The following is a 24,454-nucleotide window of genomic DNA, read 5'->3' as shown; positions in this document are numbered from 1 at the left end:
AAATTCATTGATTTTCAAGCACTTATTGTGAATATTGATTTCACCACAAGCCAAAAAGCTAAACTTTACTTTTACAAAAAGCTGTAATTCTTATTCTAAATTAAATTAGACTATACATAAACCTGTTATTAAAAATAACATCCCAATAAAAAATACTTCCCCTAAAATCACTATACTTAGGGAAAGCATTATATGACTAATTTACTTTGATAGATGTAATGCTGTTTCTGATACATAAAAATCTTTCGAGTTATAAACTGTTACACCATCAAGTGCCTTAGTGGTAGTTTTTTTGTTTTTTGTAACATAGGCAATATTTTTATTAACTGGAAGTTCAATCTTAATTTTTTGTTTTTCTGCAATAAATACAGGGTTTTTCTCATCTGTTACATCGATACGAGTCTTATACCCTTTTTTCGCAAAGGACTCTCTTGCATTGACAAAAAGCTTGTCCGTTGTTTTATTCAGATCGACTTTTAAGTATTTAGCCATCGTTTTCGCGATATCAGTGTTATCTACCAATCCGTATGGTTTGGATGGACCATAAGCGTATAGGAAAACATCCTCCCCAGTATGGCCACCTGTAGTAAAACCAATGTTTGCTCGATTTGCAAGTATTTTAGTCATATCCGCTTGTAAAGATTTCGATGCTTTTAGACCTTCAATTTCTGTTGCAGTTAAGTTATCTAAACCATACAATTCCGCTACTTCTTTCATATTTGAGCGATCGGTCTTTAATTGATTTAAAGCACCTTCAATTGTCATTGAAGCTTTTTTTAAAGGATCGATATAAGTAGAAACTGGAGTGTCAGGGTAACTGGAGTTTGTGTTTACGTTCCCCATCGTAATCCCACTGTTGCCATGGTCACTAACTGCAATAACCATTGTATTTCCATCTTTTTTCGCAAACTTTAAGGCTTCATTTACCGCATCATCAAAAGCTAAAACATCACTAATGATGCCGATTGTATCATTTGCATGTGCTGCCCAGTCTACCTTGCTTCCCTCCACAAATAAGAAGAAACCTTTATCGTTTTTTGAGAGAGTATGAATAGCTTTCTTCGTCATTTCAGCAAGAGATGGTTCATGATTGCTCGTTGCTTTACGGTCAAGGTCATAGGCCATAGCAGAAGGAGCAAATGATCCCCAAATTTTATTTGATTTCGTATTTAATAGCTCATCACGAGTTTCTACAAAGTCATACCCTTTAGCATCGAGCACAGTTGTTAAATCTTCACCATCAACTCGAGAATTCTTTGTTGTGCCTGGCAATAGAGATTCTTTTCCTCCACCAAGAACAACATCAATTTCCTGATACACTTGTTGCTCAGCAATATCTTGGTAATTGCTGCGATGTACTGCGTGAGACGAGAAGCCTGCTGGAGTTGCATGTTGAATTTCAGAAGTAGAAATGATGCCTGTTGACTTCCCTATTCGTTTTGCACCCTCTAATACGTTTGCAACTGGTTTAAAGACATCCTTAGGATTAACGGCAGCAACACCTGGTGTATTTACTACTTCAGGAAGAAGCCCAACAATCTTATCATTGCTTTTATGTCCGGTTGCTAAAGCAGTGGCAGCTGGTGCAGAATCAGTAATCGCTGATTCTGCGGAATGCGTGCGCACTCCTCCAATAACAATTTCATCCATGGCCAGGTTCTCACCCTTGTACCATCTTGCCAAAGACGTGGCACCTGCACTAGTTCCATCCATTACCATCATTATGACATTGGTAGGTTCATTTTTCTTGCCCTTTGCTTCTGTGAAACTACTATGCCCCGCAAAACTTAAAGAAGAAATAGTTACAGCAGCAGCCATTGAGAATAAGGCTACTTTCTTACTCAAAATGCGATTCATTTTACAATCCCCTCTCTGAGTGAAAGTTTTAAACTCATATTTATCATAGAGGGGAAATATTAATTTATAGCGGTTTTTAAGTAAAGGGTTTGTAAAATAATGATATTTTTTAAGAATAAAAGGTACTTTTAGTTCAATAATGCTTCCTCAATCAATATAAATCCTTCTATTTCAGTGTCTTCATCTACCTCAATTAATAAACAACGTTTCCCGTTAATGTGAACCTGCTTCACATATCTTAAATCTTTTGGACTGATCGAAATATTGGCTACCTTCGTACTAATTTTGATCGATTTCGACGTATATTTTGGTACAATACTGCTTGCTTTCAGTTCGTATTTCTCGTCATCGATTACTGTTTTAAATGCCATTTCAACTTTATCCGTATCGACGTTTTCTACTCCGCTCACTTTTAAAACACGTTCTACCTCTTTGTAATCTAATGTAGGCGTTTCTTCCTCTTCTTCTTCTTCATCTTCATCCTTATCCATCATGCGATTGATTTCATCATATAGATTGGCAAGCGTATGAGTATCTACTTGGTCTCCAACTACTTGTTTTACAATTTCCTCAAAAACAGCTTTATCTTCTGATGCCGTCATGATCTCTTCACCATTTAAAACATTTTCGATAAAGTGATAATTAGGCTGATTCGCCTTTCCAGACGAGTATAGTACACGGTTTACATCAGCTGCACTATCAGTGAAGCATGGGTACAAAAAACCGCCTACCGGAGATCTTAAATTGATAACGGAATCAACAACTATACTAGACTTAAATTCCTTTTCGACATAATCGAACACCAATGTTTTTTTCGGTTGTTCTGTCTGGTTTATGCTGCAAAGAATAAAAGGATGTGTATACACCTCATCCCGCTCACTTACTTCTGCTTCCTCACTGTTCCTTTTTGTCGGTTTAAAATATTCCCCACGTATAAATGTGACAACCATATCTTTCTCATATTGAATGTCCTTGAACATTTTTTCGACAATGAGAAGCATTTGCTCATTCCATTCGTCTACATCATCCGCTTGCAGACCATCGTGAAGAATAAAACGAGAATGATCTTCTGCCTCTTCTTGAAACTTCACTTCAAATAACTTTATGTCTAAAGCACCCGTCAGCACCTTTTTAAAATTAATCATGAATAGCTCCTGCTGCTCTCTGTCCAGCATGGAAAAAGGATTGCTCTCTTGATGATAAATGTCGCTGCTTTCCTTTCTTATATAAACATTAAAGATGTCAGTGATCTTTAATAAATCATTATCAAGTTTGAATTGTTTGCGAATATTTGCTATGTCTTTCTTGTTCATAGAAGGTGCAACTCCTTTATAGTGTGTTCTTTTAGAGAAAAGGAAACTAGGTCCTTTTTCCGATTTTAAGCAAAAATAATAGAGGGAATCCATTTTTCGTTTTTGGACACCTCATCATTATAACAAGATTGATAGTGAATCAGCTTATTAATTTGATTGTTTTCAGTTAGATCCTTAATCTTGGAAACTTTACAATAACCAAGACCATCATTAAAGGACCTCACCCACCCAGAGAACTGAAAAAAATAGTTATGTTATCCGCTACTTGAGTGCGTCTTAATAACTTCTAATGCAGCCCATTCATTGGAAACCATTCTTGTCCTTCTATCCAACGCATCTCATTGATCCGTTTCAAGTTTTTTTGCCCTTATTTTCAAAAAAATCCTACATATTTTTTAAAAAAGGGCATGTTATTACATAGTGGACAATTGGGTATAGTCTTATATACCAATGAAGTAGGCACGATTATGAAAAGGAGTTGAAGATGATGCAACAACAGCAATTGGAAAGAATGAAAGACGGAAAGGGATTTATTGCAGCTCTGGACCAAAGTGGTGGAAGTACACCTAAAGCACTTGCAGCTTACGGTATTTTAGAGAATGCATATTCCAACGAGGATGAAATGTTCAAATTGGTGCATGAAATGCGGACAAGAATCATCACATCACCCGCTTTTGATTCAAGTAAGATTTTGGGCGCTATTCTGTTTGAAGAAACCATGTATCGCAAAATTGAGGGGATGTATACAGGCGATTATCTAGCTGAAGTGAAAGGCATTGTTCCTTTTTTAAAAGTGGACAAAGGACTTGCTCAGGAAGCTGATGGCGTACAATTGATGAAGCCGATCACCAATTTAGAAGAAACCTTGAAACAGGCGAATGAACATCATATATTTGGCACAAAAATGCGTTCTGTTATAAAAGAAGCCAATACAGTAGGAATTAGGGATGTGGTTGATCAACAATTCGACGTTGCGAAAAAGATTATCAGTGCAGGGCTAATTCCAATTATTGAGCCAGAAGTAGATATAAACAGCCTTGAAAAAGGAAAATGTGAAGAACGATTGAAAGTTGAACTTCAAAATCATCTCAATTCTTTAAGTGAAAATGAACTTGTCATGTTAAAATTAACGATTCCTACACAAGCGAACATGTACAAAGAGCTTATCGACCATCCAAAGGTTGTTCGTGTCGTTGCACTTTCCGGCGGCTATTCCAGAGATGAAGCGAATGAAAAGCTAAAAGCTAATGATGGTCTAATCGCTAGCTTCTCTAGGGCCTTAAGCCAGGATTTGAATGTCAATCAAACAGATGAAGAATTTAACGCTGCTCTTTCAAAGGCCGTTGATTCTATTTACGCAGCTTCTATTTAAGAAAATCGACCTGTCACACCCTGAAAACATCAAACAGTTCAGCAAATCACGGGTGTTGACAGGCACTTATTTTAGGGCAAATGTAAAAGTAAAAGTTTGAAAACCTGTAAATGATAATCCAATCAACGTGTCAATAAGACACGCCTTGTCCGAAGCTAAATCATCTCATGATTAAATCAGGATGGTTCGTAATTAATTCATAAACTGCTACACCATCAAGTTTCTTAGTACTAGTTTTTTGTTTTGTCTAACATAGGCAACGTTTTTATTAATAGGAAGACCATTCTTGATTGTTTGTTTGTTTTTCTACAATAAATACAGAGTCTTCTCTTAAACCTATTTTGATTAAAGAACAATTCATACTCGAAAAATTAAAACCAGTGTTATTTTGCAAACACATGATTACCAATAGTCTTCACTACATCACGCGTACGAATCCATTTATCTGTTGCAATATCTGGATTGTAAAAATAAATGGAATCCTTTAAACGATCTTTTCTCAAAAGCGCTTCATCTACTGCTCTTTCCGATTCATCTGAAGCAGGTTTATTAATTTGACCATTTTTTACTGGTGAAAAAGCATAAGTACTGCCTACTACTTGTTTAATAACACCTGTAATAGTATCTGGGAATTTAGGAGATTCAACCCGATTTAGTACAACTGTTGCAACAGCTACTTTTCCTTTATACGATTCCCCTTTTGCTTCAGCTTCTACCAATCGGGCAAATAAATCCTTTTCTTTTTGAGAAATCGACATTTCTGGCTTTGCTAGTTTATTTTTTCTCGTTTCCTTTTTAGGTTTTGCTGAATGTACAGCTACCCCTTTCACCTTATTAGGAATTTGCAAAAGTTCTCCTATATAAATCAAATCGTCGCGGCGATTATTTTCTAGTTTAATATTATCAATGGTTACACTATATTTTTGGCCAAGCCCCCAGAGGCTATCTCCTTTTACTACACGATATTCGGTACGTGCCTCTGCAGTTCCGCTCTGTAAACCTATGAATATAAATGCAGCTATACATGCTGCAACGAATGTTTTTATATAAATGTTTTTCAAAGATGCTACCTCCAAGAAATTTTTAATAACATTTACTCTAGCATAGAAATGTTCGTGGTGACTGAACGATTCAGTTACATTCTTTATCGTTTGATGAGTAATATTACAAGGAGGGAGCAATTATGACACTACCGCTTTACTTAACGTCATATATGATCCAATACTTGCAGATGAAGTCACAAAAATGAATGGCATCCACCTATTTCCAGCCCCATTTTCTTATGAATATATGTAAAATCTATCCTTCTAAACTATGAATCTATTCGAAAAGATAAAACCATTTAGTATTTATACAACCTGACTAAATTAACCACGCTACACGTTTTTTTTATGCAAAAAAGGGTAATTTAGACATGAAGGAGTTGATTGCGATGAGTAAAAAAATTGCTGTTTTGGTTACAAATGACTTTGAGGATTCAGAATACACGGAACCGGTAAAGTCCTTTAAAGAGAAAGGACATGCAGTAATAACCATTGAAATGGAAAAAGGGAAGACAGTGAAGGGAAAGCAAGGAGAAAGTGAGGTCATCATTGATGAAAGTATAGATGATGTTTCCCCAGAGGACTTTGACGCATTGTTCATCCCAGGCGGATTTTCTCCGGACATTCTTCGTGCTGATGAGCGTTTTGTTCATTTCAGCAAAGCATTTATGGATGCCAAAAAACCTGTTTTCGCCATTTGTCACGGTCCTCAGCTGTTAATTACGGCAAAAACACTTGAAGGACGCGATGTGACTGGATATACATCCATAAAGGTTGATTTAGAAAACGCCGGCGGAAATTTCCATGACAAAGAAGTCGTTGTATGCCAGAATCAGCTCGTTACTAGCAGAACTCCCGGTGACATACCTGCCTTTGTTCGGGAATCATTAAAAATATTAGGATAACTATTGGGCAGAAGGAACGACCTTCTGCCTTTTTCGTTGAACAGAAATTGACCATTCAGTTAAAAATGATTTAATTAAATAAACTCCAATATATTTGCGTGTTTTCTTCGCAATAAAATCCTTCTAAGTAACAGCAATCTATTCTTTTTTTTCATATTCATACTATAGAAGCAAGCTACTATTTGGATTCCACAGGCTTTTATAAACCCGTTTATACGTTCCAATGTTCTATTAATGGAAATAATTTTACGATCTTAATTCCAGGAATTTTGGAAAACGTTAAGTAAAAAAATTACTAGATTTACTAAACCGCCTTGTTGTTTTGAAAAGAAATCAACAAGGCGGTTTTATAAACTAGAAATTTATCTATTTACTACAAGATCAATCATCTGAAAAAAGTGTATTCAGTACAACATTCCAGTCAAATCCTCAGTCTTTCAGGAAAACCCAAGGAAATTCTTATTCTTTATTACTATAAGAAATCAATACATAAATATTAATATAAATACAGTTAAATCAAGACTGTTACGCGGAAGAGAAGCTTTTCAAAGTAATCCTAAAAGGGGTAATAAACTTGAATAACTTTAATAAGAAGATATCCGATAAAGAGAAAAGTTATTTAAATGAAAATGTTGAATTTTCGACTGGAGATAGCGAAAGAATTCATCTGAAAATCCAACAAGGTTATCACAAACCAAGAAAGTTTAATCCGTTATATTGGACAGTTATGGCTTCTGCTGCGACTATTTTACTCATATTAAGTTTGTCTTTTCTAAAAAGTACAATTATGGGTATAGGTAATGAAAATTTCACCATACCCAAGGGTGGAGAATTAATGGTAGACATGTCTGACATTGAACAAATGAATTTGGTTCCGAAATGCCCAGACTTTTATATGCCGATAACATTATAGCGGTTATGCAGGGTACATTTGGAGTAGTTGTTTATAATATGCAAGATTCAATAGTTACGAATCGAATTTCCTATGAGCAAATTAAGTCACATGGCATTCCCATGATGCTGGCATCTGTATCGCAAGATGGTACAACAATCTTTATTGGAAATGATGATATGTTTAATGAATTTATATATACTCATCAATATAATATTAATACGAAAGTAATCAAAGAAACAACACTACAGCCATCAAGCTTGTATAGTCCTATAACTATCGAGGCACCTGGTTACAATGAGCAATACGATAAATATTTCGATTTACAATATCTTACAGGCAACAATATTGTAGAAATGGATAATTCGTTTATCTATCTACGCTCTCCAGACTGGAATATGAAAAACCTACATATCGTTATTTGCCAGTATGAAGACGGTGAAAGCAAAGTTTTTGATGTGTTCAAATGAGAATTATAGCCATAGCCTTTGTTCACCAATCGGGCATTGGCGCGTTACAAAGCGGAAACTTTGTTCAAGAATAGGACCCATTTTCAGGTAAACAAAATATTCTCATTTACTAATTTATTACATAATGTCAACGGGGGATTGTATGTTTAGTTTTAAAACTTTTAAAGATAAGCGTTATTGGATTCTATTATTACCATTCATAATTTTCTTGGTAGTTTTCTCTGTTTTTGCGTCTAATTATTTGATCAAAAATACTTTTATGGTTCCTTTATTTTTTCTATCGTATACTTCCTTGTTTTGGGCGACATATTACCTATGGAAGTACTTTGGGGATAAAATAGAACATAAATGATAAAGATTGAATTCCTTAGCTTGTTTGATTATATAGATTTTCTAATTGTTGCCGATATTTTCGCATTTTGCCCGCCCTCTTGTCAATCTAGTTATTAACACGATTAAGCAACTAGGATGTTATCAACATAGCCTAAAGTTTTAAAGCGGGTAGAAAATTTCATTGAACCCTCAAAAGATGAGTTACTGGAGTTTAACGTAAATACATCGCTTACATTTATGATCCTATTAGTTTATGATGGATTTAATAGATAAAATCTTCTCAATGGTAATCTTGCGCGGTAGAGATAAGGAGGAAGTCATATGGCGAGAACGTTTATTTGTAGTAAAACAGAGCCGATTGTAGAAACAAAAGCTGGGAAATTAAGAGGTTATAAGATTGATGAAACGTATACTTTCCACGGTATTAAATATGCAGATGCTGAACGGTTCCAAATGCCTACAGAAATTGAGCCTTGGGACGGTGTGAAGGAAGCAACATCATACGGGTATGTAAGCCCTTTGCTGAATCAGGAGAACCCTTCGGGAGAAATACTCATTCCCCATCGTTATTGGCCGATGGATGAAAACTGTCAATATTTAAACATATGGACACGGAGTATAGATAAAAACGCTAAAAAACCCGTTCTCGTTTGGCTACATGGCGGCGGCTTTTCAGCTGGTTCATCTATTGAGCATGTAGCTTATGATGGGGAAAATATGAGCAAATTTGGTGATGCTGTCGTAGTTAGTTTGAATCATCGATTAAATATTTTAGGTTATCTAGATTTATCGCCATTTGGGGAGAAATATAAGAATTCTGGCAATGCAGGTAATGCGGATATGGTTGCTGCATTAAAGTGGATTCAAGATAATATTGAGAATTTTGGCGGTGATCCAGAAAACGTCACATTATTTGGACAGTCTGGAGGCGGTATGAAGGTTTGGACTTTGATGCAGACCCCCGAAGCAGATGGTTTATTTCATAAAGGAATCATACAGAGTGGATTGATTGATGGCTTTGTAGCAGCAGGAGAAGTAGATGGAACAGAAATCGTAAATGCCTTACTACGTGAATTGGCCTATGAAGAAGGAGAAGTAGAAAAGTTGGAAGCAATTCCATATCCACTTCTAGCAGAAACTTATAATAAGGTATCGGAAAAATTGGCGAAAGAAGGGCATTATGTAGGCTGCAGCCCAATTCAGAATGATTTTTATGTAGGAGATCCACGAGTTGTCGGCTTCACGGATCATGCCAAAACCATACCTGTCATGGTAGGCACGGTCTTTGCTGAGTTTTCTGCATTTGGGCCGGGGATCGCAGATAAAGACAAGCTATCTATTGAAGAAATCGAGCAATTAATTGCAAACAGATACGGTGATCATAGTGAAAAACTAATCACTCTGTTTAAAGAAGCTTATCCAGAGAAACATTTGACGGATTTATTACTGATCGATTCCTTATTCCGGGCTCCTTCTATCGATTTTATCGCTAAGAAAGCCGAACATCAGGAGGCTCCGACATATTCGTATATGTTTAGTTTTGAGTTTCCATATGATGACGGAAGAGCCGCATGGCATTGCAGCGAAATTCCGTTTATTTTCCATAATACGGATAAGGTGCCAGTATGTAATATTCCTGGAGTTTCCGATCTGTTGGAAAAGCAGATGTTTGATACATGGATTAGTTTCGCAAGGAATGGCACGCCATCTTCAAATGACCTGCCAGAATGGACAGCTTGTCAACCAGGAAATGAGACGACGATGATTTTTGATAGAACTTGCGAAGTGAGACATAATTATGATCATGATTTAATCGCCCTGCATTCATCTGCAACACCATCATTTGATTTATTAGTAAAAGATGAAGATATCCAGCACTAATCAGAAAAGCGCAAGGCGCCCGTTCAGCGACGTACAAACTTTTTAAGCTTCTGATGAGATACAGGAAACACGGCGAAGAATGAGCTAGTGAAATTGACATTTCAAATTTCACCTAGTGAAATTGACACTTCAAATTTCACCTAGTGAAATTGACACTTCAAATTTCACCTAGTGAAATTGGCATTTCAAATTTCACCTAGTGAAATTGGCATTTCAAATTTCACCTAGTGAAATTGGCATTTCAAATTTCACCTAGTGAAATTGGCATTTCAAATTTCACCTAGTGAAATTGGCATTTCAAATTTCACCTAGTGAAATTGGCATTTCAAATTTCACCTAGTGAAATTGGCATTTCAAATTTCACCTAGTGAAATTGGCATTTCAAATTTCACCTAGTGAAATTGGCATTTCAAATTTCACCTAGTGAAATTGGCATTTCAAATTTCACCTGATGTTGGCTTATCGTAGGAAAAAGCTGAAAGTTTGCTAGTCTCTGGGTGCCTAAAGCTAGACAATGAAAGACTTCTTTAAAATAAGGATTGTATAAAATTATATGCTTTCTTTACTAATTTAAAAAAACTCACCTCCCCCTAAACTTATCAGTTGTTGTTAAGGGGGAGGTTTCCAAGACCGTGACTCGTATAATAATAATCCTTGTAGTTAGTTTTTGAATGATAGCCCATTTTCATTTAAGACCGATCTAAGTTTTGGCAAAGAAGCTGGTCCCATACCATGAAAATGCAAAATCTCTTTTTCACTATATTGTGATAGCTCCTCTAAAGAGGTTACCCCATTGTTTTCCAATGCTCTTCTTGCTGGTGCCGAGAGCAATGAAAGAAAACCATTATCAGGTTTACGTTCTTGCTCACAAGTCGGGCAGGTAGGACAATCGCTGCTTTTAAAGTATTTGTGTCCCTTATCGCAGGTTTTTAAATTCCTTTTTGCAGTCGTCATTAAAATATCTCCTTATTTTTGAGATTAATTTCCTTATTTAACAGTCCTGCACGTTATCATTTGTTAAATGTAATTTTACATTAAACCTCTGTCCATTTAAATAGTGGATAGAATTCACACCATCATTAGCATACCATTTAGGCATGATAACAATGGTTGCTGTCACAGTGTTGTTTTGGATACTATTTACTGTGAGATTTCACATCCTGAAACTAGAAAAGACCAACTCTAATGTGATTTGGTCTAGTCTAATTAATAAAATATTTACTTTGTTTTTTTACAAAAACAGGACTGCTTACACTGATTCGCTAGTCTTATCTAATTGTTCGAGTAACAATTTTTCACACAAGCTTATGTTCTTCAATAAAGTCTTTTAAAATTTCGCTTAAATTTGGGTTGCTAACTTCATCTAAATCATAATGCACTCTTGTACACGGCTTATTAATTGAAATGACACGTGATAGGTCGATTGGCGTGCCAATGATGACCGCATCACAGTCAGCCTGATTAATCGTCTCTTCAAGGTCTTTCAATTGCTGTTCGCCGTATCCCATTGCTGGAAGGACGTTTCCAATATGAGTGTATTTGTTAAAAGTTTCTTTTAACGTACCTACTGCAAACGGACGCGGGTCAATGATTTCCTTCGCACCTAAACGTTCAGCCGCCACGATGCCTGCACCAAGTTTCATCTCTCCGTGTGTCAGCGTCGGACCATCTTCAACGACTAATACGCGTTTTCCAACGATACTCTCTGGTTGATCGACGGTAATTTTTGATTCGGCTTTAATAATGGTGCTATTTGGACTTGCTAGTTTAATATTATTTTCTACGATTTGAACAGCTTCCTCAGCCGCACTATCTATTTTATTTATGATAGCGACATCCGTTGTTCTTAAACATACTTCACCAGGATAATATTTTAGCTCGTGACCTGGGCGGTGCGAATCTAATACAGTAATGGCTAAATCAGGTTCGAAGAAAGAGAAGTCATTATTTCCTCCGTCCCATAAAATAACGTCACAGCCGTCTGGATCATTTTCAGCCGCTGTTAAAATATCTGCATAATCAACGCCGGCATAGATAATATTTCCGCGTGCTACATGCGGCTCATATTCTTCCATTTCTTCGATCGTGCAATGATGTTTTTCTAAATCCTCCACTGTTGCGAAGCGCTGAACACGCTGTGCAGTTAAATCGCCGTAAGGCATCGGATGTCTCACTGCAACCACTTTTAAATCATGCTCTAGCAGTGTTTCAATAACTTTTCTTGATGTTTGGCTTTTCCCCGTTCCCGTTCTTACTGCGCAAACAGAAATGACAGGCTTATTGCTTTTTAACATCGTACTTTTTGGTCCAAGCAATGTGAAGTTCGCTCCTGCTGCATTCACAATCGCTCCCACACCCATCACATCTTCATAACTAACATCACTATAAGCAAACACGCACTCATCCACTTGCAGCTCTTTAATCAATTCTGGCAATTGATCTTGTGAATAAATTGGAATCCCTTCAGGATACAGTTCGCCTGCTAATTCACTTGGGTATTTCCGGTCATCAATATCTGGAATTTGCGCTGCTGTAAAAGCAACAACTTGATATGCTTCATTATCGCGATAATATGTATTGAAATTGTGGAAGTCTCTTCCGGCAGCACCAATAATAATAATATTTTTTTTGTTCATTTCACTTTCTCCTATAATTACAATAATTATTATAATTATAGATGTAAATGTATATTAATACAATAGTAAAATGAAAAGTACTAGAAATAAACATCGGCGAATCAAAATGAGTATTTACTATTTTTTAAAATTGCTATCTTTAGCAGCCTTGCAAGGACTATCTAGTATTTTCATTCACTTTATTTTATTGATCAGTTCCAGATATTGTGAATCTCCATACCCTACTGTTGGAAAAACCTCGAATAATCGCTTTAACAATTCAGGTGCAGGTAAATGTTTATTTTTTGAAATGTATCTTATGACAGCGTTGTTTTCTGTCTGCATGTCTAAAAACAACTCTATTGCCTGAAACATCACTGGAAGTACTTCATTTGTTGGTTTCATATGATGGACCAATACTTCCTCATAGACAGAATAATAGCTGCCTAAAGTAAGCTCCGTTTGACTTACTTTAAATTCATCCTCTCTAAAGCTATTAAAAAACACTTTCCCTTTATATTGAGATTGTTCAAGATAAGCTAACATCGTTAGAAGATTCATCTGGCAAAACATATCTTCTCCAAACCATAAAACAATATAGTTATAGTTTTTTTCGAACAAACTATTTAAGGGCTTTATTACCATTTTCCTGTAATTTTCTTCAGAGTCATGATGCCCTGCCGCTCTTGTTTGAATAAACTCCTGATCGAAAATAGATCGTGTAGTTGCATTTACACACATTGCCTCATTGAATGGTGCATAATCAGAATCTCCCATAAGCTTTTTATGCTTAAACTCCTCATACATCACTTGACCGTTTAATATGTTTAGTACATCTTCGTCAAATAATTCTTTATTCTTCTTTTTTAATTGTTCCACTTCAGCTTCTCTAGAGATATTCATTCTACAACCATCCTCCCTCTGATAAACAATGAGCTTAGCAAATGATTGAACAGGCATTTTATTAAGTTGAAATTCTCTTGGACTAACACCAAAAACGGTTTTAAAAGCCCTACTATAAGCTTCTTGGGATGAATAACTATAATCAAATGCAATATCAAGTATCTTCCGATTGTTTGCTAAATCCTTCGTAGATAAATATAGCCTCCTAAGAAGAATGTAGCGTCTCATGCTTATTCCTGTTGCTTGATGAAATTTAAAAGAGCAATAATAAGGGGAATATCCCATATAACTAGCTAAATTGTCTAGCGAAAATTCATCTTTTAAATTTTCCTCAATCCAATCAATCATCGACTGTATATATTCATTCATTTGCCTCACTCCTGAATATAATTATAGATTACATCGATTTTCTTCTTTTGATAGTTGTTGTGCTGATAATACTGTTACACGAATATTTTCCCATTTAAGCATAAATAAGTCATTCTTAATTAATAAAAGCCTATCCGAAACTTAGAATAGGCTTTGTTTGTATGGATATCTCTTTTACTTATAGTAAGATTCTCCGTAAATTCTAGTTACATCGAAGGTGCTGAGGAAGCAGCAGTGTTGTCAGATTTTACACAATCAATGGCAATCACAAGCGCAATAATGATGGTCTCCATCTCTTCATTTAATATCTGGACGTTGTAGCTATCACCCCAAGTAAACCACTTTTTGTTTACTCGACCGACGACCTCTCCATGCTGCAACACTTCAAAATCCATATCCCACCAATTTCCATGTACCTCGATGCCCGCTGCATCAATTGTGTAGCGAGCTTTTAAGAAGGAGAACTCCTTCTTTATTGTTAACACTTCTTGCCCATTTACCTCAACAAAAAACTTCGGCAAAAAACTGAACATCTTTTTTGAAATGAGAGCAACTTCATCTCCGTTTGTATTCATAACGGAAAACGTCTTAGGAATTTTCAAAAAGGTTCCTTCTACATAATAGACATCATTCTCCTGCTGATCCTTTATCGTAAATTTGCCGCTTAGACTTAACACTTTTTGCTTTATATACAGCTCTTTCATCCTAAGCCCCCCTACAATATAGCGAATTACTAAAAGTATACTATTTTAATTGAGTTCAGACACTCGACAAAAAGAATTATTGTCTAAGCAAAAGTAAAATAAGCGGGAATTTTACGGTTATATGCAGAATGGAGCTCGTTTCGGAGGAAATAAGGGGAGACTTTCCGATTATGCAAAGAGAAATACGCATTTTCACGTTTTTCGAGTCAATAGGCGGAATCTATCCGTCTATTTAAGCTGTTTTTCATTTAAATTGCTAATTAAGCGGATTGTTTCCGACTATTTACTGATCGGGACCTTAACTTGATCCCCTAACCGATAAGTGCGGACTCTCTTGATCCCAGATGCGGGAATCAATATCTTTTTATCTACTAGTTGTGAAAGTATTTTTTTAACCGTTTTGTCACTTAGCTTTAAATACTTCTCAACTTCTTTAGGGGATATGGCTTCTCCTTTTCGAATGGCTAGTCGAAGAACTTCTTTTTCGGCAAAGGACAGAGATGTCTGGTCCAGTTCATCACCCAGCAACTGACCTATCACTTGCTGAACAATCTGTTGGCATCGACGAGGCTTCTCTTTTACTTGGTCATAAGAAAAGCGAATCACAGTCCATCCGTCAATCACCAACTGGTTTTGTCGTTCGAGGTTGTCAGAAAACTGCCATCTGCTTATGTTCTTTAGATGTGGACCATACCCGTCGACTTCAAAGCAAATTCGGATGGCGGGACGTATATAAGCAAAATCCAAATACCTTTTGCCATCCTTGAAATCATCGACTTCATATTCTGGATGAAGATACTTGAAATGGTAAAATAAGGGCCACCACACTTGCTTCAAAAACAACATTTCCGCCTGATTGTGACCTTCTTGTAAGCGTCGCAACCGCTCACCGGTTCTTGCCTGCGAGTGAGCACCCAAAAAGGCCTGGTATTCTTTTTCAAATCCCATAGCATCCCTCTCCTATTCAATGATCATTATCTTCTTAATAGCTAATTTAAACAAAATTTGGTAGAAAGTGTTCTTTCCTCCCTTTTTTCTACTATCAAACTTTGTTCTATTATTTATTCATTTGAACTTCGGACAAATTATTAAAAGTTAATGGGTGTTAATGCGAGTAAAAAAGAGGTTTAATGTAGCTTCAATTGGAGAAAGTAAAAGGCAATAAAGACATGCGGAATATCTAATGTAAACAAGAAATTTAGAGAAGAGTCTGAGGATAGAACTATTTTAATCTTAATAGACTTCCGATATTTGTCAATATTAATAATTCGCAATACCAATCTTATCATTTCTATTCCGTTAAGAAATATAGCCTCCCCAACCTAAAGGAGAGGCACTTGGCTAAAAAAATTCATTTGCTTATCATGCCGTTCATCGTAATGTCTTAATGAATAAGGATTCTCATCCCTTTCTAAACCATCAATATCTCTCGAATATCCTCTTCCGTCAAGGTCGATAGCGCCTTCTCTTCGGTATCAATTACTTCTTCGATTAAATGGCGCTTTTGTTCTTGGAGCTCATTCATTTTTTCTTCAATTGTTCCTTTTGCGACAAGCTTTATGACCTCTACTACATTTTTTTGGCCTATGCGATGCGCTCGGTCTGCCGCTTGCTCCTCTACAGCTGGATTCCACCATGAATCGTATAAAATAACAGTATCGGCCCCAGTCAAGTTAAGGCCGGTCCCACCGGCTTTTAATGAAATGAGAAATAAATGGCGTTCACCCGAATTAAATCGATTAGCGATTTTCAATCTTTCTTCTGATGGAGTGTGGCCATCAAGATAGAAAAAAGGTAAGCCTTGAAACGCTAACTCTTTTCCAATAATCTGAAGCATTTTCGTAAACTGGGAGAAGATTAATACCCTTCTTCCAGAAATCTGTGCTTCCTTAATGATCTGCATAAGTTGTTCTAATTTTGCCGAGCGTCCTTTATAGCCATCTACAAATAAGGCAGGATGACAGCAAATTTGCCTTAGCCGAGTCAAACCAGCCAAAATTTTAATACGATTTTTTCGAAGGGTGTCTTTGTCTAAATGTTTTAGTGTCTCGTGTTTAAGCTTAGCTAAATAAGCAGCGTACAGTTTCTTTTGATCAGGAAGCAGTTCCACTGATTCTCTTGACTCAACCTTTTCAGGCAGCTCTGATAACACATCCTCTTTCAACCTGCGTAGCAGAAACGGACGAATCCTCCGCGCTACTTTCTTCCTTGTAAGGTTGCTATATTCCTTTAACCCTTGGAAAAGCCCCGGAAACACAATGTGAAAAATAGACCAAAGCTCTTCGAGTGCATTCTCAACAGGCGTACCCGTTAAGGCAAAACGATGCTCCGCTTGAATATTTTTTGCCGCCCTCGCCGTCTGAGTTGTCGGATTTTTAAAGGCTTGAGCTTCATCAAAAAACACTGTGTGAAACGCTTGTTTCACAAACCACAGCATGTCTTTGCGCAATAGAGTATACGATGTGATGATCACATCGTTTTTTAATGCTTCTTTCTGTAAATGCATTCTTTCTTTTTTATCGCCATCTATTATTACAGCTTGGACATCAGGGGCAAACTTTACGAATTCACTATACCAGTTGTACATCAAAGAAGATGGACAAACAATGAGGATTGGACGGTTTCTTGTACGAATATCGGAAATCTCAGACTGAATAAATGTGATGCTTTGAAGTGTTTTACCCAAACCCATATCATCTGCAAGGATTCCCCCAAATCCATATTTAGCCATTGTTTTCATCCATTTGAAGCCATTTTTTTGATAGTCTCGCAGCACGGACTGCAAACTTTCTGGTACGATAAACTCAGTTTTTTCAAGATGATAGACATTTTCTAAAAACTGACGGAAAGACTTTTCCAGCTCAAATAAATGATCATCATTTACTGAATCAAGCAGCTGAAGGCCTTGAACGATCGGTACATTCAAGCCGCTTTCCAAATCCTCCGGTTGTGTCGGTATTGAATGCAAAAAACGATTTATTTCTTCAAACTCCCTTGTCGTAAGAGAAAGTAATGAACCGTTCGGCAGCCGATAATATTTCCGTTTTTCCTCCAACGCCAATAGGATTTCACGTATATGCTTTTCAAAAACTCCATCCATTTCAAATTTGAATTCTAACCAATTCATCCGTTCCTTATTTACCTTTACCCTTATGCGCGGTCGAGGGCTTTCGCGGAAGATGCGGTTTCTCACGGCTGTCGTGGCATAGAGCTGCACAAGCGTATTCATTTTCGGCACGACTTGATACAAAAAATCGAATTCCAACTCTTCGTTATGTAGAAAGTAGCCGCTTTCCGTCTTGGCAAACGAGCTTTCCTCGATCATTTGTAAAATAGCATTCTCCTTTTCCACATCTCTAATAAGGATGGCACTTCGTTGAATCTCACGGTGTTCTAATGGGTTGATGACAATATTTCCATAGTGGAACTCCAGCCCTGCTAGAAGACGATTTTTCACACGATCTAAGTAAAGCTTAGCAATGAGAGGTGTTTCCTCCATCATTTTGGAAATAGAGCTCGGAAGATGAACCTCTCCTATTTTTTTCAAACCGGGTAATACTTTTTCAATGAACATATGCAATTGTGTCTGAGGAATGGGAAATTCATTCATTCCTGAAGCATCAAGCATCTGGATGATTTCGATTAAACGATTGAAGTCCTCAGGGTTCAGCCTTATGAATTTCCCTTCCGACAACACATACCCATACGAATCCAACACTAGTATACGCTCCAAACCATGAACCTTAAGCTGGCAGCCGTCTTCCTCATGCAGCAATACAAACTGTAGCGGCAGCGGTTCATTCGATGAGCGAATGCCGTCAAATGAATGCCCGCAACACTTTAAAGTAACCGTTGGGGCTTTTGTTAGGAGCGGCATTATTCTTTCCCAAAAAGATGGTGATATGAGTATGGTTTGATGGTGGGATATGACATCTATGTTGCCATGCCCCGTCTCAACATAGACAGTTTCATCCTCCATTGCTTGTATGAGCAGCTGAATGATAGCATCTGTTTCTTTTTGAAAGCAATGCAAGCTTGGATTATAAACTTCACTTACATTCCCTTTCTTCACATTCTCAAGAAACTCTCGTATATTTATGATTTTTTTTGATTTTAAAGACGCGTCAATTCCAATCATCTTTTGTTCATTCGCCATTTGGATGATCTTACAGATCAACTCCACTTCTAGCACTTTTCTTTTTTCAAAGTGAAGCTGTTGCCTGCTTGTTCGTACTGGTCGTTCATCAAATAGGGTTATCAGCCCTTCTGTGAGTGCTAGATTAGTTGAAGCATCTGCATGACTAGGCGGCGTTCCTTGATGTTGATGTTCATAAATAGCCAGTAAAACGGCGGCAATATGCTGACAATCTAGCTTAAAGGAAGCGAGTTTTGGGCAGCTGCAAGTCGTATGAAAGCCCCCTCCCGCAATCTTTTTGATCGTTACATAGGAATCTTCCGTCCCTTTTACGATTGCTTCGCATCTATCATAACCATATTGTTCAAATATGACTTTCTTTGAACGATAAAAGGAGTCTCCTCGTTTAAAGGAGACCGTCCCGCACATTTCTTCAATCATTTTTCGATTTATTGTGATATCCAAAGAACGCGCTCCTTCCTCTGGAAATTCTAATATAAAAATTTTATCATACTTTCAGTACATTAAAACGGCTTAATATTTTTGAATCTTCTTTAAGAATCGATGAGCTAATGAAGCGACTGTAGGAATACAAAAAACACATCCCTAACAAACTTTTTATAAACGATTTCGTTAGTTACGTGTTTCTATATTATATATCCATTTGTAATACTTTAATAAGATGTAAAATAGAACGGGATTAATCAGGATGGAATGTCCCAATCTCCACCACCCATGATGAAAATATCCCCAAGGTTCAGGCAATAGTGTGATCATTTCATATAATGTGATAAGAATGACCCATAAAAAAATATAGAGCACGCGCCAATAAAGTGCCTTCCTAAAAGGATACCAATTTAAAAACATGATATTAACAGCAGGAATTAAAACGGTATAAATAGGTAATGACCGTACGTCTACACCTTTCGAAAAATACCAATAGCCATGATACTTCAACGAAATGAAAACATCAAAAAGCGTTTGAAAACATATTGTAAATGCCCATATATGAACAATTTGATTTTTAGTTAGATGCTTATTCGTTTTAAATGCAATAACATTAAAAACGATTACTGCCATAATCAGCCCAATCATAATATAAAAACCTTTCCTCTATCTTTGGACATAAAAACAACCTTCTTTTATCTTAACTTTTCCACCAATGAGCTAAGGTATTCATACAGAATTGGTTGATTCTTATTGTAACAGCACCCATCACTTAATTTTTGCTATTCCTAATGCAAAGTGATCCCATAAAACATTTTCTAATAGTTCTGCCCGCTTTTCATCACAGTCAATAATTAGAATAATTTCAGAATGCTTGCCTTTCAATGACTTTTTCTTTTTCTTCTTAAAAACCAATTCCATTAAAAGTCGAATTGCAAACCCCAAAATAAACCCAATGATTGCTCCGATTAATCCCCAATAAATTGGACCCCAAGCTAATGTAAATCCAATACTTGCTCCAATAACGGAAAAGGCAGTTGCAAGTACCATTCCTATATCTATTAATGTAGTTCCATCAGAATAATGAAGCGAATCGAATAACTTACGATCCCTGCTTCGATTATCAAGCGGTATAGCAAATATCGATTCTTTCGTTATTCCTTTTTTCTCCAACTCAGTAATAGCGATTTCTAAATAATCATTGCTATCAAAAGTCGCAAATAACTGCATTTACATCACTTCACCTTTTTTCCTTTTAAAATTCGAAAGCTTGGTGATTGGTAATTTTCTTTTAAGAATTTTCTTTGCTCCATTTCGTAAAGTTTATTATTTTCTACGGCATTTATATAGGAGTCAAAAGCTGCAAAACCATAAATTGAAGGAAAGAATAACAACCATTCTTCATTTAAAACGGTGGTAGACTCTTTGATATTCCCTAGAATCAAAAGATGGAGCGCCTCAAGGAAATGCGAAAAATAAAAGAAGATGACAAACCAAATAATTAAGAAAAAAGCTGTAAATGTCCTGTGTATATAAAGCTGTCCTAGGCCGGGAATAAAAAGTGACCATATGATGGCAAGAACTGGGTTTCTTTTATCTAAGTAGTTGAATCCAAATGAACCTATACTAAACGAATTAAATTTGTGTCCTTCATGTTCAGCCAAAATGGAAACAGCATTCAGATCTACCGTCGATCGGTAACTGTCCCAAATACTAAAAATATATACGGGAATATATGCCAAGAGCCATCTAGTATCTAATACATCTTTAGCCATTGTTATATTTCCTTGAAATGAATGAATCATGCCTAAATTAAGATGAGATTTTAGATTAATGTAAACCTCCCAAATAAATAATATATATCCTCTATGATATTTTGATAAAAGAAGATGGCCAAAACCCGGGAACGCAGCTGACCACCAGGCAATGATATATGGATTTCTTAAATGAATGATAGATGTGCCAAAAATACTTAAATGAGCTTTATAGCGTCTAGCCGTATTATCGTTCGTATAATTGTTCATTCAATCAAATGACCTTCCATATTGTTAGGTGGTGTTATCATTTGTAAATAAATGAAAATTATCCTTATTAAAATAAATAGCAGCAATACTGAAGAAAAGAGTCTAGATTTATTATAGAAAAAAGAGAAATACGAATAAAAAAGGATGAGGAAAAGAATAATCTTTATAAGAGATTATTTAAAAGTGAGTTGATGCGTATGACATTTTTATTATTTTTAAACGGAGCAATTATTTTAGTAGTTGGTTTTTTTGTGGTCAAGAAAAAACTTAATTTTCTTGAAAATCTATTCATTTTTTTAATTATTGAGTTTTTAACGACAAGCTATGTTTCAATTGTAGATAATAATTTAGCACTTTGGAAAGTTACACATAACATAAAACTTTTATTTGTTTTACGTATATATGAAATTGTTGTTTTCCCCTTTCTGTATATGATTTACTTCAATTTTTTGGCAAGTATTTATTCGAAAAGGTTCAAGTGGTTCTTTACTTTCCTATACGTATTTCTTTTGTATTCTGTTGAGTTTCTACTCGTAAAGGGTGAAGTTATTACCTATTCAGAGGGGTGGCATTTCTGGCAATCCATTCTATTTATTCTCTTATCCTTGTTCCTGCTATTTATTTTACTGCATGGATTTCGGAAGATCTTAAGGAAGGAAGAGGTGAGAACCTAATGCCCTTGCCATTGCCGTCCATCTTTGGCGAAAATGAATGGTTTGTGATTATAACCACTCTCATTTTTTATTTATTAGTATTTTTGTTGCCTAAAAGGCTTCCCTTAAGTGTGATGATCGTAATTATGTTATTAGGTTCTGTAATCGCAAGACTTTATGATCATTTATTATCACCGCCATATTTAAATCTATATCACGTTATGAATTCTGGTAAATATGAGCTTTTTGATATTATCGTCTATGCCTTGTACGCCCCCTTCTCCTATTTTTTTATTTATTTGTATGATAAGTTCAACATACATGGCTATTGGACTTTAGTTTATATTGTTGGTTTTTCTTTAGCAGGAACGCTGTTTGAAGGAATGGCAGTGTATTTTCATGTCTTTAACTATATTAATTGGAAGCTGCAGTATTCATTTTCTGTCTATTTGTTTGTTCAATCACTCACCTTATTTATTTATCATCTGATCATTCGTCACCATCACATAGTCATAAAGAAAGTAAGTTAGACACCTCTAGATTATCCTCTCTCCTTCTTTTACAATTTAGGAGTAAAACATTTTTTTATAGAGGGATTGATGAAGCATGTTGCATTTAGAGACGATTACAAAAAATAATTGGCTGAAGGCCATTTCGTTGCGTGTCCGCGAAGATCAAGTGAAATTTGTAGCATCCAACACGGTATCACTCGCCCAGTTAAATTTCCTTGAAAATTTCCACGCAAAAGGAATCTATCTTGGCGAAGAAATGGTCGGTTTCGCGCTATATGGAATCGACGAAGATGACCATGAGTACTGGATTTACCGAATGATGATTGATCAAAAACATCAAGGGAAAGGATATGGAAAAAAAGCGATCCAACTCGTGATAGATGACATTAGAAATATGAAAGAGGATCACCATCATACTATCACGCTTTCTTATGAACCAAATAATGAACACGCAAAACGCGTTTATGAAAAATTAGGTTTCCAAGAAATAGACGGGCTGATCATCGGGGATGAACAAGTGTCCCGCTTTACGTTTTAGGTTAAAAAAGCTGACGAAGAAAATATGTAAGTATTCCATCCTTTGAATAAGGAAATCTCCGGACCCCTTTCTTCATTCGCCCTCATCCAATTAAGGGGCTCAAGTAAAAAAACATCCTTAGAGAGTAAACCTTCTAAGGATGTTTCTTGTCGCCATTATTTCGCCGCACCTTCGATATTTGGGCGATTGTTTTCATTAATAAATAGTACTGAGATAAACGCAACTGCTAATAATGCTGCTGCAAAGTAGAATCCAGCATTCAAGCTTCCAGTAATATCTGTTAATAGACCCGTAATGAATGGTGCAAGGATTGATCCAAGCATTCCGATAAAGTTGTACAATCCAAATGCTGTACCTAATGCATGTTTTGGAGCATTGTCAGCAATAACTGCTACGAGAACAGGGTTTGTGCTAATTTTACCAAAAATACCATAACCAATTAATGCTACATATAGAACCCACATGTTATCAAAAGCAACGATACTTACAGTTGCAATGATAGATAGTGGTATCATCACTAATAATACTGGACGACGTTTGCCCATTTTGTCAGCAATCCAACTGAATAGAATAGAACCTGGAATGGCTGCCCATGGAACTAAAGATGATACAACCGCAACTTCTGTTCCCTCAATACCTCGAGCATGTTGCAAGTAGTATGGAATCCATGTTACAACTACGAAGAATGCGTAAATCGCACAGAAAATTGTAATATACGCAAAGATCATGTTCTTGCTAAATAAATCTTTTACTTTTAGTTTTTGGCCGCCATTTTCTTGCGCTCTTTCTGCTTTAGATTTAGGCTTGTCCTTAATTACCCACCACATCGCAAGACCGATTAAGACAACTGGAATGGAGATAATGTAAAACGGAGCTCTCCAGCTTAAGCCCAGTGTACCAACGGAATACGATGAAATGAAATAACCAATTGATAAACCGAATGCCATCCCACTATTAATGATTGCACTACCAACTGTAATATGTTTTGCTGGGATTGCTTCAGATGATAATCCATATTGTGGACCATAATAGAAGCCTTGGAATATCCCTACAAATAACCATGCAACCATAAATAAGAAGAATGTTGGCATCATTCCTGTTACAGCTGCGAGTACACCGAATAAGATGATTCCTGGAACAAGAACTTTTTTCTTCCCAATTTTATCCCCTAAAATACCTGATGGAACGTTTAAACCAGCATAACCGATGAAGAAGATACTACTGATCATTCCTAGCTGAGCTGCTGAAAGCCCGAATTCCCCTTGAATATTATCCATTACTGGATTAAGCACAGATCGTGTACCGTAAATGGCTACCCAGCCTAGAAAAAATACAATAACAGCTTTAATCCAATAAGGAATTAGTTCTTTTTTGCCGTTTGGTTCTCCCATGATACTGCCTCCTACGAGTAAAATTTTTATAATAAAATTTGAATTGCTTTCAATTGAAATATACGATAAATAGCATAACTGTCGAATAAAATTGAAA

At 36.3% G+C, this 24,454-nt stretch carries 20 protein-coding genes; 7 read left to right on the top strand and 13 right to left on the bottom strand.

Annotation, left to right across the window (positions count from 1 at the left end):
• Window positions 1-201: 201 nt before the first annotated feature.
• Both KHA96_RS08900 and KHA96_RS08895 read right to left on the bottom strand, forming a co-directional pair.
• The gene (locus tag KHA96_RS08900) at window positions 202-1,857 is read right to left on the bottom strand and encodes an alkaline phosphatase (RefSeq protein ID WP_213128959.1); all 1,656 of its coding nucleotides are present in this window, start codon (window positions 1,855-1,857) and stop codon (window positions 202-204) included.
• A gap of 128 nt (window positions 1,858-1,985) precedes the next feature.
• Window positions 1,986-3,170 (bottom strand): DUF4317 domain-containing protein, encoded by a 1,185-nt coding sequence (locus KHA96_RS08895; RefSeq protein ID WP_213128958.1) that lies wholly within the window; start codon window positions 3,168-3,170, stop codon window positions 1,986-1,988.
• Window positions 3,171-3,657: 487 nt separating this feature from the next.
• On the opposite strand from KHA96_RS08895, the gene KHA96_RS08890 reads away from it, so the two are divergent.
• Window positions 3,658-4,542: a fructose bisphosphate aldolase gene (locus KHA96_RS08890; RefSeq protein WP_213129885.1), complete on the top strand. Its 885-nt coding sequence runs from the start codon at window positions 3,658-3,660 to the stop codon at window positions 4,540-4,542.
• Between the two features lie 383 nt (window positions 4,543-4,925).
• On the opposite strand, the gene KHA96_RS08885 is transcribed toward KHA96_RS08890, so the two are convergent.
• Window positions 4,926-5,603, bottom strand: coding sequence for a cell wall hydrolase (locus KHA96_RS08885; protein WP_213128957.1), 678 nt, complete (start codon window positions 5,601-5,603; stop codon window positions 4,926-4,928).
• A gap of 371 nt (window positions 5,604-5,974) precedes the next feature.
• Between KHA96_RS08885 and KHA96_RS08880 the strand changes: the two genes are divergently transcribed.
• The 4 genes from KHA96_RS08880 to KHA96_RS08865 all read left to right on the top strand — a co-directional run bounded on the left by KHA96_RS08880 (window position 5,975) and on the right by KHA96_RS08865 (window position 10,066).
• Window positions 5,975-6,490, top strand: coding sequence for a type 1 glutamine amidotransferase domain-containing protein (locus KHA96_RS08880; protein WP_213128956.1), 516 nt, complete (start codon window positions 5,975-5,977; stop codon window positions 6,488-6,490).
• A gap of 574 nt (window positions 6,491-7,064) precedes the next feature.
• Entirely contained in the window at window positions 7,065-7,403 is a 339-nt protein-coding gene (locus tag KHA96_RS08875) for a hypothetical protein (protein WP_213128955.1), read from the top strand.
• Window positions 7,370-7,852 carry a hypothetical protein gene (locus tag KHA96_RS08870; protein WP_213128954.1) on the top strand — a complete coding sequence of 161 codons (483 nt, stop codon included), beginning with the start codon at window positions 7,370-7,372 and terminating at the stop codon, window positions 7,850-7,852. Before KHA96_RS08875 ends, KHA96_RS08870 begins: the two co-directional genes overlap by 34 nt.
• A 654-nt stretch (window positions 7,853-8,506) precedes the next feature.
• Window positions 8,507-10,066: a carboxylesterase/lipase family protein gene (locus KHA96_RS08865; protein WP_213128953.1), complete on the top strand. Its 1,560-nt coding sequence runs from the start codon at window positions 8,507-8,509 to the stop codon at window positions 10,064-10,066.
• Window positions 10,067-10,726: 660 nt separating this feature from the next.
• On the opposite strand, the gene KHA96_RS08860 is transcribed toward KHA96_RS08865, so the two are convergent.
• From KHA96_RS08860 to KHA96_RS08820, 9 genes are all read right to left on the bottom strand, one after another.
• Window positions 10,727-11,020, bottom strand: a complete 294-nt coding sequence (locus KHA96_RS08860) for an RNA polymerase alpha subunit C-terminal domain-containing protein (RefSeq protein WP_213128952.1) — start codon at window positions 11,018-11,020, stop codon at window positions 10,727-10,729.
• Window positions 11,021-11,361: 341 nt separating this feature from the next.
• On the bottom strand, window positions 11,362-12,702 hold the full coding sequence (locus KHA96_RS08855; protein WP_213128951.1) for a cyclic 2,3-diphosphoglycerate synthase: 1,341 nt from the start codon (window positions 12,700-12,702) through the stop codon (window positions 11,362-11,364).
• 174 nt (window positions 12,703-12,876) lie between these two features.
• Window positions 12,877-13,953 carry a helix-turn-helix transcriptional regulator gene (locus tag KHA96_RS08850; RefSeq protein WP_213128950.1) on the bottom strand — a complete coding sequence of 359 codons (1,077 nt, stop codon included), beginning with the start codon at window positions 13,951-13,953 and terminating at the stop codon, window positions 12,877-12,879.
• A 206-nt stretch (window positions 13,954-14,159) separates the two neighbouring features.
• A complete protein-coding gene (locus KHA96_RS08845) occupies window positions 14,160-14,657 on the bottom strand; it encodes an LURP-one-related/scramblase family protein (protein WP_213128949.1) in 498 nt (165 codons plus the stop codon).
• A gap of 279 nt (window positions 14,658-14,936) precedes the next feature.
• Entirely contained in the window at window positions 14,937-15,605 is a 669-nt protein-coding gene (locus KHA96_RS08840; protein ID WP_213128948.1) for a DNA-binding response regulator, read from the bottom strand.
• A gap of 463 nt (window positions 15,606-16,068) precedes the next feature.
• Window positions 16,069-19,257: a DEAD/DEAH box helicase gene (locus KHA96_RS08835; RefSeq protein ID WP_213128947.1), complete on the bottom strand. Its 3,189-nt coding sequence runs from the start codon at window positions 19,255-19,257 to the stop codon at window positions 16,069-16,071.
• Window positions 19,258-19,425: 168 nt separating this feature from the next.
• Complete coding sequence (locus tag KHA96_RS08830; protein ID WP_213128946.1) at window positions 19,426-19,887, bottom strand: hypothetical protein; 462 nt, start codon at window positions 19,885-19,887, stop codon at window positions 19,426-19,428.
• A 120-nt stretch (window positions 19,888-20,007) separates the two neighbouring features.
• Window positions 20,008-20,469: a hypothetical protein gene (locus tag KHA96_RS08825; RefSeq protein ID WP_213128945.1), complete on the bottom strand. Its 462-nt coding sequence runs from the start codon at window positions 20,467-20,469 to the stop codon at window positions 20,008-20,010.
• Between the two features lie 5 nt (window positions 20,470-20,474).
• Window positions 20,475-21,263, bottom strand: coding sequence for a hypothetical protein (locus tag KHA96_RS08820; RefSeq protein WP_213128944.1), 789 nt, complete (start codon window positions 21,261-21,263; stop codon window positions 20,475-20,477).
• 565 nt (window positions 21,264-21,828) lie between these two features.
• Between KHA96_RS08820 and KHA96_RS08815 the strand changes: the two genes are divergently transcribed.
• Together KHA96_RS08815 and KHA96_RS08810 are read left to right on the top strand one after the other, a co-directional pair.
• The gene (locus tag KHA96_RS08815) at window positions 21,829-22,446 is read left to right on the top strand and encodes a hypothetical protein (protein ID WP_213128943.1); all 618 of its coding nucleotides are present in this window, start codon (window positions 21,829-21,831) and stop codon (window positions 22,444-22,446) included.
• Window positions 22,447-22,522: 76 nt separating this feature from the next.
• Window positions 22,523-22,966, top strand: coding sequence for a GNAT family N-acetyltransferase (locus KHA96_RS08810; RefSeq protein ID WP_213128942.1), 444 nt, complete (start codon window positions 22,523-22,525; stop codon window positions 22,964-22,966).
• A gap of 155 nt (window positions 22,967-23,121) precedes the next feature.
• Here KHA96_RS08810 and KHA96_RS08805 read toward each other — a convergent pair whose 3' ends face one another.
• Complete coding sequence (locus KHA96_RS08805; RefSeq protein WP_213128941.1) at window positions 23,122-24,357, bottom strand: MFS transporter; 1,236 nt, start codon at window positions 24,355-24,357, stop codon at window positions 23,122-23,124.
• Window positions 24,358-24,454 lie beyond the last annotated feature (97 nt).

Origin of the sequence: Bacillus sp. FJAT-49711, from assembly GCF_018343715.1 — a bacterium.
Classification (GTDB): domain Bacteria; phylum Bacillota; class Bacilli; order Bacillales; family Bacillaceae_C; genus Lederbergia.
Note: the sequence above shows the minus strand (reverse complement) of the source record. Positions and strands in the feature narration are given on the sequence as shown.